Source organism: Undibacterium sp. WLX3042, from assembly GCF_049544825.1.
Lineage (GTDB): Bacteria > Pseudomonadota > Gammaproteobacteria > Burkholderiales > Burkholderiaceae_D > Undibacterium.
The window spans coordinates 1,514,724-1,528,492 of sequence record NZ_CP186698.1 but is presented as its reverse complement, the minus strand read 5'-3'; the positions used below and the strand labels follow the sequence as shown (position 1 = coordinate 1,528,492).

Here is a 13,769-nt window from a genome sequence, read left to right as displayed (position 1 = left end):
TAAACACAGTGTACTCACTTCTTAGGGCTTCCAATCATATTCATGATGTAAGGAGCAACGTAGCGTGAGCCACTGTCGTTTAAATGACCTCTGTCCCTGTAAAGTAGCATATTGTTTTTTGCGAGATAACAATACTGAGCATCACAAAACGGATCGGCAAGATCATACGTACGAATTTGCGGAAACTCCTTCAGAGCCGCATTTACGACGGACTTATAATTTGAAAAAGGCGTCAGAGAGTCAAATTCCTCGCGCGGGAATAAGCATTTGTTCCGATTATTAGTAAGTCGGAACGGCCGGTTAACACATAAATTCGGCTCAAATGGCAGAAAAGGATTGTCAAATAATACGACTACTTTTTTATTCGCCTTTGTTAAAGCCTGAAAAGTCCTTATCATCCCGTCTTTCAACACACGATTCTCATCCTTGTTTCCGGGATTCGCCATGTCTTTTACATCTCCGGAAGAACAGAGCGGGTTATGCGCCAGAATGACTGTTTTAATGTCCGGGTCATGAATGACAAAGTCGTAGGCGGCATTTATTAACTTATAAGCTCCTTCCCTGACTTTGCGTGCATTGATGTCGCTGGTGGCGCTTGCGATATCAATATATGGTGCCGCGCAACTTGCAGCAAAAGCGATGACTCCATCACCAGAATCAACGGACTCGCTTAATCCAGCATACAAATGACCGGCATGGGAATCGCCAATAATTGCGATGGTATTCTTGGTTTTTCTTTGAAACCTGCAAGGGTTATCAGTCACTTTATCCCAGTCAGGGAAATACGCATGACAGTTATTGATAGATTCGTTCAACAAATCTGCAGAGTTTATATTTCCAATTTGGGCTTTACTGCTTAACAATCTGAATTTCAATCCATCTCGTTGATATGTATTGAACCCGACATATCCGATAACAATCATCAGAAAAACGAGAGTAATAACCTTAGCCCTGCCATATTTTCCGAAACGCATCGGACGTTCAATCAAAAAATAAGTAAGCCAAGCAAGTACTATTGATAAGACAACAGCTTGAAAACGAATTTCAATGCTCGGTACTTCACTCTCAACGATCCGGGCAAAAGATAAGAGCGGCCAATGCCACAAATACAGTGGAAAGCTGATTAAACCGAACCAAACAAGTAATCTCGCGGATAAAATTTTTCGATTAACGACTGCATCAGGACCTGCAGCAAGCAATAACACCGCGCCGGTGACCGGTATCAATGCCCACTCACCGGGAAACCGGAGTTCTTTATTTATGTGCAATAACCCATAAGTGAGCAATAGCAAACCTAGAAGCGACGAACAATTGGCGAGAGTTTGTCCCTGGGTTTTCTGCTTTTCCGTATAAAGAACGGCAACAAGAAAATCATCAATCTTGTTGGCGATATGACTCAATTTCTGCCTCTGATATAACATCAGCCATGCCAGAAGACTGCCAAACAACAGTTCCCAAAAACGTGTTTGTGGCGAATAGAAAGTTGCGATGGCATCTTGTCTGACGCCCTTGAAATTCAAAAAAAATGAGATGACGGTAAAGAAAACGGTCATCGTCAGGAGATTAAACTTGCGCCTCCATGCAAACCACAGCAGTAGCGGCCAGACGATATAAAACTGCTCTTCTATTCCCAGACTCCATAAATGCAGTAAGGGCTTGGTCTCTGCGGCATTATCAAAGTAACCTGCTTCTCCCAGCAAAACGATATTTGAGATGAAACCGGCACCAGCGGCCATGTGTTTACCCAGCTGTTTATATTCGTCTGGCAGTAAAGCAAACCATCCGAACACAAAACACGCTGATAACACAAGAAGAAGCGAAGGAAAGATGCGCCTTATGCGCCGAGTATAAAAATCAGAAAAACGAAAAGTTCCTGATTCTAAGTTCTCAAAAATAATCGTCGATATTAAATACCCAGAGATAACAAAAAAAATATCCACGCCAATGAAGCCACCACGAAGTACATCTGGAAATGCGTGGAAGACGACGACCGCAATAACAGCGATGGCCCGCAATCCGTCGATGTCAGACCGATATTTCAAAGGTGGTAAATGTACATCTTTTAGTGTCATTGAATTAAATCTGAAAACAAACTGAAGTTGAAATCGCTGATGTACGTAGCGGAATCCGGCTAGCGGTCAGCAGATGATGAATGACTCTGCAAAAAAGTATTTTTCATCCACATCGCCGTCGACGAAATCCCGACATCAAGGTTAGTCGAAGGACACCATGAAGTTTTCGATAATAATTTGCGTGAATCAAGCACATTACTCTGAACGTCAACGAATCTCGGGGCGCTGTGTTGTACAGAGATAGGTATACCAAGACTGTGGCTGATCTTTTCTACCAACTCAACGATGGACGTGCCAATCCCCGTCCCGACATTAAAAATGTCACCGGATGTGCCAAGAATGCCCGCCTGTAAAATGCCTTCTATTGCATCGGTTATATAGATGTAATCTCTGACAATAGAGCCATCTCCCCAAATATCAATTGTCTGATGCGTAAGTGCCTTGTATATCAGCGCAGCGACAATCCCCTGCCCCCGCTGAGGATCTTGCCAAGGGCCGTAAGGATTGCTTAGCCTGATCACGATAAAATCGAGGTCGTATGATTTTCTATATAAATCAAAATAGCGCTCGATAGACAGCTTCACCAGCCCGTATGAGCTGATGGGATCTGTCGTACTGGATTCAGAAATAAGTCCCGCATCTTTTTGTCCATAAACGGTTCCGCCAGAGGATAAAAAAATCCAGCGGACATCTTTATCTTTTGTGTGCTCAAGATAGTTAATGGTAGAGACCAAATCCCGGCTGACCTCATTCGCAGCTTGCGTAGTGCTCGGCGAAGGACGGCAGGAGCTGACCAGATGGAAAATATATGCCTGATCCATTTCAGCCAACAGTTCAGCCGGTGGTCGCAAAAAGTCTCCCACAATCGCACGGACACCATCAGGCCACTGTTTTGATATCACTATATCGAAACAAACAACTTCAAATCCCGCGCGCACCAGTTCCTTCACAAGATTAATGCCAATAAATCCGGCAGCACCGAGTATCAACGCTTTTTTATATTTTTGTGCTGGCAAGCTCATTAACTGTTTTTCTCTTTATTTAAAGGCAAACCAAAATGATGGTGCAAATACTCTATATACAGGTTAGCTTTGTTTAATATGTCCTGACCCGGCGTTACTACTGATTTCGCGACCTCTTGCAAGGCGATCACTTCTTGCAAATGCAGATTGGCTTTCAAAGTATTCGTCGCGCTGTTTGTGTGACGGCGGTGTAAATTCAAGGGATGCTGATTGAAATAGATTTTTCCCTCCAATAAAACCCGGATATAAATCAGCCAGTCACCTGCAATTTTATATTGGGTTAAATTATCACCCATCTCATCAAATACCTTTTTCAAGGTCTGATGCTTGAAAAGAACACCACTCACGTTTGGAATCGTGTTTTTTATACTCATTGCTTTTGCAATTTCTTCGGCACCATCACGGCAATAGCTACGACTCCAATCATCTGAAATGTCTTTTGTATAGTCCAAATAATTTTCGGCAACAAGGTTCCCATGCTCATCAATTTGCTTTGATTGAGTAAAAGCAAGCACCACTGATGGGTCAAAAAATGCGGGAATTAATGCCTCCAGAAATTTTTTATCGGCCAGATCATCTGCCTCAGCAATCCAGATCAAATCACCTCTGGCAAGATCCACTCCTTTTTTCCACTGTAAAAATACAGACCCGGAGTTTTCAGGGTTCACAACAAACGTGCAGTCTACCGGACACTCCCGCATATAAGACTGCACCACTTCTTCGCTGTCGTCGCTGGAATTGTCATCGAGAATAATCAACTCATAAATCGGAAATGATTGCGTACAAACAGTTTCCAAGCGCTGAGCTAAATAATGTGCATAGTTGTAATTGGGCACAACAACAGACACACGAGGACAAGCATTCAGATGATGCATCAGATCTAACGAATACTGTCTGAGCGATAAAACAGGTTTGTTCTGGGTTGTAACTGGCGTATTGAGCAAGGCACACACCTGCTCTGCAAAATCGCCGGACTCGAGGTAATTCGCCAGGCGCCCACCACATTCTAAAATCAGGTTTTCCGTACCGGAAGCACCTTTAAAAGCAACAACAGGGACATTGACTTCTGCCGACTCCAAAACAACATTGGGAAATGGATCTTCGCGAGAAGTAAGTGCATAAACAGATGCCGCGGCATAATACGCCATAGGATCACGTACAAAGCCGGCAAAAATCACTTTATCCGTCAGCTTTAATTCACGTACTCTGAGTTTTACTTTTTGCTCAAAAATAGCTTCTGCATGTCCTACCCAAATAAATACAACGTTCGGATTGCATCGAATGACATCTGCAGCAACTTCGACAAATAAATCTGCGCCTTTGCGCATATCCAGATATCCGATTGCCAAAACAATCTGCGAATTCAACGGTAAGTGGTGTAATTCGCAAATTTCTTTATGTGCCTCAACTCGGCGGCCTTTAAATGGGTTCTTGCGTAATACGCCTTGTGGCCGGATAACAATCTTATTTGGATTGACGGGAGCAATTTCATTAAAAAGCTCATGCACTAACGCAGCAGGGAATACGACTTTATCCGCCAGTTGTGCAATCGTTCTGGCATTTTCCTCTTGCTTCATGTCACGAATAACACCTGGCATTTCATGAATCAGGCTTAACACTTTAAATCCCGTGTGTTTCAATAAAGGCAAAACACTTCCGCAAATGACAGTATTGGTAATTGCATCTACGGTTCCCACTGCATTCAATTTTTCTAAAAAAGCATACACCTCTTCAGAATGGCGGTTTTTTATGTTGAAGGTTTTACCGACCCGATTAAAGTCGTCCCACAAATTTCCTCCATCCAAAGCCATGATCGTCACATCAAAACCGCATTCCTTCAATTGCTTTGCAGTTTCTAAAATCAAAAATTGCGCTCCGTGCGGATGACAATCATGCGTAACAAGAAGTACGGACTTTCCTGGGTATGAGGTACTGCGAGTGATCGCATTTCGGGTCGCCTGCAAATAAGCGTAGCCATAGCGTTCATCAGGTTCAAGATGCGCACCTTCCGCCCATTCATTCCAGGCATTCACAAAGATCAGCCGTTCATCCTGATTACTACGGTGTTGTACGGTATCCCTGATTGCATTCGCTAACCAACGCTGATATACCAAAGGGCTGGAATGGAGGAAAATCGTCCCCTTATTCTTTCTGCGGGCTGTATTGTCCCAGGACGGGCATACTCCTCTGAATAAGGTATAAGGAGGCTGCTGATAGTTTTCACTTCTTTCAGCAAAGATACGCGCGTCATATACCCTGCCGGAAAAATCTGCGCTGAGCGGAGTCACTGTATTCGTCACATCTGGCGGCGCCGAATTATTCGGTGGAAATTCAACGGCAGCATCGAAGTCATACGTTGCAGGATCAAGCGCCTCAAAGGATTGCGTGTACGTCAGATAAATTTCGCCAATCCCGTTCTGACGACACCAGTCGCGCCAGCGGGCTACTGTTTCTTTTGGAGAGGGCAATAATCCTGGACGATAAACCAGCAACAGCGGTTTGCCACTGATGCGGATATAGCGCGGGTCACGCATGTACCTGGCAACATGTTCAATAAATGCAAGATCATCTTCGGGACTGTGTTGTTGCGCAATCAGAACTTCGTGATCCAAGCCATCCCAACGACGGCTCCAGTTTTCATTGGCCCAGCAGAGACAGAATGGCAAGTCCAACGAACGATCATTCAGGTAGTTTTCTATGGGTTTTTCTAAAAGACGTGTGCCACCAAACCAATAAAAATAAAAACAAAAGCCTTCTATTCCATACAACTTCGCTAATTCAATCTGACGACGCTGTACTTGAGTATCAAGTAAATCATAGTAGCCCAACTCACCCGGAACATGAGGCTGATAGTGGTTATGAAACTGTGGCTGTGCAGGTCTGACATTTGACCATTCTGTAAATCCTTCACCCCACCATGCATCATTTTGTGGGATCGCGTGAAACTGTGGCAAATAAAAGCAAATTAATCTGACTGGCTTGTTTTCTAAAGGTGTGGCGTTCAAGCGCGCAACATAATGCACAGTTTCCACTTCTGTAGATACTGGTTCATAAATGGACAAAGCCGACGCTGAGTCACCTTGCTGAGTATTGTGCTGGCCGGCAGTAATCCATTTGCTGTATTGATGAAACGGCGATGGGAAATTCTTAATCAATGCGGCTTTCAGCTTATTTTTTAACGTCAGTGGCAGGGGAAGTATTCGCCAAAAAACCCTGAAACTACCAAATGTGAACAGGCGCATTCTTGTTATTATTGATGTACTCATTTTTCGCCGGATGTATCGCAATGGTTTGGTTATCTTCCAAGATTTGCTATCAATGATAGATTGCAGGTAAGCTTCTTTTTCATTCAATATGTGTTTAAGCTCACTAATTTCCTGAGCTCTTTGAACGTTACTTTGATTTAACTCACTAATTTCCAGAGTTTTTTGAGCGTTACTTTCGATCAAGCCGGTAATTTCCTGAGCTTTCAGAGCATTACTTTCTGTCAGTTCATTAATTTCCTGAGCTTTCTGTGCATTGTTTTTTTCAAGCTTACAAACCAAGTCTTCCGTTTGTGACACTTTTACAGACATCTGCCTTAATTCCTCTGCGCTCAACTCAAGTCGCTGTCCCCAAATCATTTCTAGCAGCGCGTCTATCGCTGCACTGTCGTCGCAAAGAGTAAAGGCAAATTTATAGCCCTTATTTAACCTAGCTAACACATCAGATGGCACATCCGGATACCATTGAGGGTCATTATTTTCCGCCATTAATATACGGCCTTCAGCCGGAGTGATTCCACTCCAGAAAGCGTTGATCAAATCAGCATCAGAACCTGCCCCTGACCATTGCCACAAAACACTACCCTGTGCATCAGCGATGTACGCATTCTTAATCCAGATCGACTTCATTTCCGATGCAGGATCAATGCGTATTTTACTGATACACTCATCTTCTAAAGCTGGAAAATGAAACTCCACTACAAATTCGTTGAGTACACTATCGTGTCTAAATCCAGGGAGCTTATTCGTTTCGTTGAATCCTGATGTTTGTGAGCTCTGCCAATACAAAGCCGTCGTAAAAATAGGACTGGTCAGCTTTTTTTTGAGTCTGGAAATATCCGGTACCGCATGCATACTTGGATATATTTTGGTCGTGACTATCCATTGGTATACCAACGCGTCCGGGCGACTTTCAATCATCGCATCCAGCCACTGTTTAGGGAAAAGCCTGGTCTGCACGTCTGCGAATTCGGTTTCAGTCAAATTCCGCTGAACCGTATCCAACGCCCATAAATAAATTCCAGAATCAGCTAATTTCTTGATCAGATTTTGGTATGAGTAAAATCTCAGATGTGTGTTATCAAGCAAGCCATTTTGTGTATAGCTAAATTGCCCTGCAAGTAACTCTAAAGATGCGGCAATATGAGTGATATTTGGTACAGAGAAAATAATGGCACCGTGTGGCTTGACCAGCAAACGCAGTTGTGCCAAAAGTTTATCCGGATTATTCAGATGCTCAATGACGTCCGCAACGATAATGTAATCATAAGACTCAGGAACGAAATCGCCGGTAATACTATCCGTTTCGAGGTTCCTGATGGTAACTTTCCGGTAAACGGGACTGCATACCTCTAATGCCCCCTGATCAATATCAACACCGTCGACCACACATTCTTTTTGCAAAACCAGATAATGCCCCAACATCCCACTGGAGCAGCCAATATCCAACACAACAGAGTTTGCGTGAATTTGTGCAACGATCTTTGAAAGAGACTCCTCCGTGTCAGGAATGACATCTCTGCTGTATTTGTTATGATTTTCCATTACCACTAAATCTATCTGGCCGTCTTACATAATCGGTTATTTGCTTATCTGCAGAATTTTTCTACAACTTGCGGCTAAGTTGAATCAAAAATCTTCTCAAGCCATCCCGGATAGCAGAGCTAGCCGGCTTTTGCGCAATTAAAGCAGAGTCATGCCAGCAATTGGTATGCTCATCATAGAGCGGAGAATCCTCCCATTGGGTATAGGACTCAAGCGGATTCAATCTGGCGTATCTGGCCAAGGCAGTAAAGCCGTCAGGATAAAAACGCCAACAATCAACCGGATAACGATGTTCGTAGCCGGAGGAGGGAGCGATAATACAAACATAGCCGCCTGGTTTAAGCACTCTTGCGATTTCCATCATCGTGATCCAGAAATACTCTATGTGCTCGAATGCCTGACCGGAAATGACGACGTCTGCTGAATTCGATGGTATCTGACTCCAGTTGTACGGATCCGTCAAAACAATATCAACGTTGTTGCCCGCGACCATGTCACAGCCTTGATATTTCCATTTCGGCTCGTCACTGAACAGAGGTTTGTAGCTGCCATTGATGTGAACTTCCTGACTACCAATATCAAGAATACTGATTTCTTGATTTCTTTTTGCTGCGAGGTATTTATCTCTAAATGCCCTCATTTTATCCATTGAACTTGTATGCATATTTTTAACTTTAAATAATATATTTTAAGAAATTGCTTTAATTTCAATTCCTTGCATGGGCACACCAACCAAACCTGTTGTCGCATGCGACGATTCTGAACGTAAAATCATCGCATCATGTACCCACTCTAACTGGGTATGGTTTTCATTCGTGCCAACGGCGATTGCAGCGCAAACTGAGTAATCGCCTTTTGGCAAAATAGGCATCGTGAAACTAAACACAGCCTCTATTTCGTTACCGCCAGCAACACTCAGTGGTGCATCATGGTAAGTAAGATAGGTGTTATCGCCAAACAGAATCTGACCTAACTTATCCTTGATATAAAAGCCGATAATGGGGGAGAAAATATCCTGAGTCACAAACGCACTGATGTGCAATTGAACTGTTTCTCCACCGACAATCCAGCTTAGAGGGTTACCGTCTTCATCAAAAAATTCAACTGCACTGATTTTGGCTTCTTTTGTTCCAAAGCTGCTTGCATTTTGATCAAATTCAAAAACCTGAATGTCATTTCTTAAATTACTCTGATTAATCCAGGCTAAACGTGCATCTCTCTTCTCCTTCGGCGTTTTTGCGTCCTGAAGTACTGGGGGTATTGTAAGCATTTTGGTTGAGCTACTTTTTCCCTGCGCCACTTCATAGAATGCCTGCAAATAACGTTCAGACACCTCTTTTGCGGAACCACTTGCCTGTATTCGCCCTTTTTCCAGCCAAATAGCGCGTTGACATAAGTTTTTAACTGCTGCTGTATCATGACTTACAAACAATATGGTGCCGCTATTCATAAATTTACGCAAAAAACGCATACATTTTTGCGTGAAAAAAGCATCACCTACCGCCAATGCCTCATCAATTACTAATATGTCTGCATCCACATGAGCGATAACAGCAAAAGCAACACGTACATACATGCCGCTTGAATATGTTTTAACTGGTTGATCGATAAAGTCACCAATATCCGCAAATTCGACAATATCGTCAATCCGCTCATCGACCTCTTGTCTGCTCAATCCCAGCAACTGGCCGTTCATATAAATATTTTCCCGGCCAGAATATTCGGGATTAAAACCCGACCCAAGTTCCAATAAAGCCGCTACCCGGCCATTGACCTGCACTTCGCCTTGAGTAGGACTTAATGTTCCGCACAAAATTTGGAGTAAGGTACTTTTACCAGATCCGTTGCGACCAACAATACCGAAGGTTTCGCCTTTTTTTAAATCAAAACTAATATCTTCGAGCGCCCAATAGTGCCTGGAATATCTCTGCGCCCAGCCTGAAAGGCGATCTCTGATTTTTCGGCTGGGGCAGACCTTGGCAAGCAAACCGATTATTCCTTGTTTTAAACGGTCAATCGGTTGGTCGTAAATCTGATAACACTTACTCACCCCTCTGACACTGATAGCAAACTCAGATGACATCGGCAAATCCCCGGCGAATTTTTTGGAAACAGGCAAAACCCGCCCACGCTATACAAATTGATAAGCACAGGTACAAAAACCAATTAAACCAATCAGGCTGGTTTCCCCAGACCAGAATTTGGCGCGCCATCTCAATCGGAAAAACCATAGGATTCAAATTGGCAAGTGTCTGCCAATCCGCCGGTATTGCTGATAAAGGGAAAAAAACTGGTGAAAGAAACATCAAACCAGTAACAAAAATACCTATGGTCTGACCAACGTCACGCAGAAACACGCCAATAGCCGACAAAAACCAGCTCAATCCAAGACAAATCAGTGCCAGTGGAAAAATCACTGCGGGCAGAATTAATACGGTCCATGGAATCTGACCAAACACAATAAATTGAAATATCAGTAAAACGATAACACTGACCAGAAGATGAAATAACGCTGAACACAGATTAACGCAGGAGAGTATTTCTAGAGGAAAAACGATCTTCTTTACAAAATTAGGATTACTTAAAATCAGACCAGGAGCCCGATTAACAATCTCGGCAAATAAATTGAACATGATCATGCCTGCGAATAAAACGATGGCAAATTCGGTCTTTGATGTACTGGCAGCGGTCCACCTCGCCTTGAAAATCTCACTAAACACAAAAGTATAGATTGCCAGCATAAACACCGGCGTTAATAAAGACCAGAACACACCCAAAAACGAGCCTTTATACTTACCCAAAGCATCGCGCTTCGCCATATCTATAATCAGACGGCGATGCAACCAGAGAGATTTCAGTGCAAAAAACGGAGAAATTGGAAATTTAGTCATTAAGGTGTAAAGACGCGCTTTGAATAAAATGGCCTGATATTTTTCAAAACGCACGATTTTATAGGGTTCATTACTCAGATGATCGAATTTATCGAACAGGGTGCTTACCAAACACTAAACATACAAGAGAAGTTACATTTTCTTATTTAATTAGTGCTCTATTGGAATTATCAACACCACCAGATAATATGTACGAACATTTCGAGTAATTTAGAACGTGAATTATACCTGTTCGCTCTTATAGAATGCTCCAAAGGGCATTGCAATCTTGTCACATACAGTACGATTGTCTTATACATGAGCCATATCGTCGGAATTCTCACATCAGTTTTTTCCAAAAAACTGGGTCTCATTTCTTAATTTTTAAAAATTTGATCGTCACAATATGACCAAAATCGTTTCGGCCAACTTAAACGGCGTGCGCTCTGCAGCAAAAAAAGGCTTTTTTGAATGGATGGAAAAGGAAAGCCCGGATCTTGTTTGTGTACAGGAATTAAAAGCACAGGCAGCGGACATGACGACTGAGTTTCTGAATCCACACGGATATCACGGCCATTTTCACTACGCTGAGAAAAAGGGTTATTCAGGCGCAGGCGTGTACAGTAAGAAAAAACCGGATGCCGTGCACATCGGGTTCGGCAGTGCAGAATTTGACCCGGAAGGACGTTATGTGCGCTGTGATTTTGATGATATCTCTGTTATCTCGGTTTACTGCCCGTCCGGCTCTTCTTCACCGGAAAGACAGGAAGCAAAATTCCGCTTTATGGATGAATTTTTTCCACATCTGGCAACGCTGATGGCTGAAGGCAGGGAACTGGTGATTTGTGGCGACTGGAATATCGCCCACAAGGAAATTGATTTAAAAAACTGGAAAAGTAATCAGAAAAATTCCGGCTTTTTGCCAGAGGAACGTGCATGGCTGACACGCTTATTTGATGAGCAGGGCTGGATCGATGTTTATCGTCGTCTGCATCCCGATACAACAGGCGAGGCGTACACCTGGTGGAGCAATCGTGGTCAAGCCTGGGCGAATAACGTTGGTTGGCGGATTGACTATCATGTCGCAACACCGGGCATAGCAGCGAAAGCACAGAATGCTTCGATATACAAAGAACAGCGCTTTTCTGACCACTCACCCCTGATTATCAACTACGTTTAATTCGATAGTCTTAATAAAAATGCGGGTTTCCAAGCCATAATGACTGGGAACCCTCACGGATATTAGGAGAAGTGGTTTAAACTTCTCGCAACGCTCCTTTAGGTAGCCGTTCTACTAACGGCGTTGCACCCTATCCAGCAGCACATCGGTAATGCGATCACCGCGCTCGCGGATATACGATTCAAATGCATCCAGATCGCGCCCGATCAGCTGGCGATCCGTTCCCTGCTTCAGCACGCTGAAACCATCGCCGCCATCCGCCAGAAAATTATTCACGACCACCTTATATTGCTGCGTCGGATCAAGCGCTTTACCTTTGATCTTAACGTCGGTGATACGCTGCTCTGTCGCCGCTGCAGGATTCCAGACATAGCTGAGACCGTGCGAGACAAACAGTTTTTTCGGCTCCTCTGCAGGGCGTCCACCGGCCCATTGCTGCTGCAATACCTGTAATAATTGCGCACCCGAAAGGGTAATTCGCACAAGATTGTTCCCAAATGGCTGCACCGCATACAAGTCGCCAAACGTGACATTGACAGGCGCCTTCTGGCTGCCAGACGGTAAATCGCTGCGGATACCACCCGCATTCATCAGTGCAATATCAGCGCCACCATGATGCTGGGCGTAATGCAACTGTGCGTCGGCAATCATATTCCCTAACGCGCTGTCGAAACGACCAGCCTCACTGGAGCGCAACATGGGTTTGTCGATCGTGATCACAGGACGCTGGCGCATGGCTGCCGTTTGTGTCGCCACTTTGTCAACCAGCACCTGGGCGGTCGCATCTGCTTTAATCTGCTGCTGATCGATCAGATGATTCACAGCCACCGCATTCACTACCGCATTGGTATTACGGTCTATGGTCAGCGTGGATTCTGTCAGAAACGCACCATAGCTACGGCCTTGTACGAGCAGACGACCATCAATTTTGCACGTATAGCCTTGGTGAGTATGACCGGAGACCACCAACGATATGGCTTTATCGAGCTTTTTAGTGATGTCGATAATCGGTCCTTGCAAGCCTTCACAGCGATAACTCGGATCGTTTTCCGCACCTTTGTAACTTGCGCCTTCATGAATCAATGCAACAATCGCATTCACCCCTTGCTTTTGTAACTCAGGCACATAACGATTAATGGATGCCGCCTCATCATCAAAACGCAGACGTTTGATCGAGTCACCAGCCACCAGATTAGGGACATCGGACGTCACCGCACCGATAAACCCGACCTTCACATCCCCGACCTGACGTATCACATACGGTGTCAACCACGGCGTATTACTGCCCTGCTCATACACATTAGCACCCAGATACGCATATTTAGCACCGTGAAAATCCGCATAAGCGCAGCCGGAGGACGCACATTCGCCTTTGATTTTACGCATCAAATCAGCCGTGCCGGAATCAAATTCGTGATTTCCGACTGCTGTCACCGTCAGGTCAAGCTGATTCAAGGCTTCGATCACTGGTTCATCTTTCAGCAATGCCGAACCCATAGGAGATGCCCCCATCAGATCACCACTCCCGACCAGGATGCTGGACGGCACCGCTGCGCGACGCTCTTTTAACTTCGCCGCCAGATAAGCATAACCACCAGAGGGAACATTCACTGTTTTACCCGGATTAGCAACATCTGCCTTGCTTGCCAGGTAAGGCACAGGCTGATCGGATTGCAAATTACCATGAAAGTCATTGATACTGAAGATCGTGATGTTGCTGAGTCGTGCATTCTTGTCTGACGTTGTCGAGCAACCACCAATGACGACAAGAACTGCAAGACTGATGAGTTTGAATTTATTCATATCTTTGCCACTAT

Annotated in this window: 8 protein-coding genes; 1 reads left to right on the top strand and 7 read right to left on the bottom strand. The window is 44.2% G+C overall.

The window, feature by feature from the left end; genetic code table 11:
- Positions 1-14 precede the first annotated feature (14 nt).
- The 6 genes from ACPAOP_RS06855 to ACPAOP_RS06830 form a co-directional block, all read right to left on the bottom strand.
- Entirely contained in the window at positions 15-2,072 is a 2,058-nt protein-coding gene (locus ACPAOP_RS06855) for an acyltransferase family protein (RefSeq protein ID WP_423709757.1), read from the bottom strand.
- Between the two features lie 59 nt (positions 2,073-2,131).
- Positions 2,132-3,094, bottom strand: coding sequence for an NAD-dependent epimerase/dehydratase family protein (locus ACPAOP_RS06850; protein WP_423678924.1), 963 nt, complete (start codon positions 3,092-3,094; stop codon positions 2,132-2,134).
- Positions 3,094-7,902, bottom strand: coding sequence for a glycoside hydrolase family 99-like domain-containing protein (locus ACPAOP_RS06845; protein WP_423678923.1), 4,809 nt, complete (start codon positions 7,900-7,902; stop codon positions 3,094-3,096). The genes ACPAOP_RS06850 and ACPAOP_RS06845 overlap by 1 nt, the downstream gene beginning before the upstream one ends.
- A gap of 61 nt (positions 7,903-7,963) precedes the next feature.
- On the bottom strand, positions 7,964-8,566 hold the full coding sequence (locus tag ACPAOP_RS06840; protein ID WP_423678922.1) for a methyltransferase domain-containing protein: 603 nt from the start codon (positions 8,564-8,566) through the stop codon (positions 7,964-7,966).
- 24 nt (positions 8,567-8,590) lie between these two features.
- Complete coding sequence (locus tag ACPAOP_RS06835) at positions 8,591-9,985, bottom strand: ABC transporter ATP-binding protein (protein WP_423678921.1); 1,395 nt, start codon at positions 9,983-9,985, stop codon at positions 8,591-8,593.
- Complete coding sequence (locus tag ACPAOP_RS06830) at positions 9,975-10,793, bottom strand: ABC transporter permease (protein WP_423682291.1); 819 nt, start codon at positions 10,791-10,793, stop codon at positions 9,975-9,977. The genes ACPAOP_RS06835 and ACPAOP_RS06830 overlap by 11 nt, the downstream gene beginning before the upstream one ends.
- A gap of 385 nt (positions 10,794-11,178) precedes the next feature.
- On the opposite strand from ACPAOP_RS06830, the gene ACPAOP_RS06825 reads away from it, so the two are divergent.
- A complete protein-coding gene (locus ACPAOP_RS06825) occupies positions 11,179-11,952 on the top strand; it encodes an exodeoxyribonuclease III (protein WP_423709756.1) in 774 nt (257 codons plus the stop codon).
- Positions 11,953-12,066: 114 nt separating this feature from the next.
- On the opposite strand, the gene ACPAOP_RS06820 is transcribed toward ACPAOP_RS06825, so the two are convergent.
- Positions 12,067-13,755 (bottom strand): bifunctional metallophosphatase/5'-nucleotidase, encoded by a 1,689-nt coding sequence (locus tag ACPAOP_RS06820; protein ID WP_423709755.1) that lies wholly within the window; start codon positions 13,753-13,755, stop codon positions 12,067-12,069.
- Positions 13,756-13,769: the final 14 nt, after the last annotated feature.

Excerpts from the sequence above, each read along its gene's own strand:
- ACPAOP_RS06845 (WP_423678923.1), bottom strand. The coding sequence starts at position 7,902 with ATGGAAAATCATAACAAATACAGCAGAGATGTCATTCCTGACACGGAG.
- ACPAOP_RS06830 (WP_423682291.1), bottom strand. The coding sequence starts at position 10,793 with ATGACTAAATTTCCAATTTCTCCGTTTTTTGCACTGAAATCTCTCTGG.
- ACPAOP_RS06840 (WP_423678922.1), bottom strand. The coding sequence starts at position 8,566 with ATGCATACAAGTTCAATGGATAAAATGAGGGCATTTAGAGATAAATAC.
- ACPAOP_RS06855 (WP_423709757.1), bottom strand. The coding sequence starts at position 2,072 with ATGACACTAAAAGATGTACATTTACCACCTTTGAAATATCGGTCTGAC.
- ACPAOP_RS06835 (WP_423678921.1), bottom strand. The coding sequence starts at position 9,985 with ATGTCATCTGAGTTTGCTATCAGTGTCAGAGGGGTGAGTAAGTGTTAT.
- ACPAOP_RS06850 (WP_423678924.1), bottom strand. The coding sequence starts at position 3,094 with ATGAGCTTGCCAGCACAAAAATATAAAAAAGCGTTGATACTCGGTGCT.
- ACPAOP_RS06820 (WP_423709755.1), bottom strand. The coding sequence starts at position 13,755 with ATGAATAAATTCAAACTCATCAGTCTTGCAGTTCTTGTCGTCATTGGT.
- ACPAOP_RS06825 (WP_423709756.1), top strand. The coding sequence starts at position 11,179 with ATGACCAAAATCGTTTCGGCCAACTTAAACGGCGTGCGCTCTGCAGCA.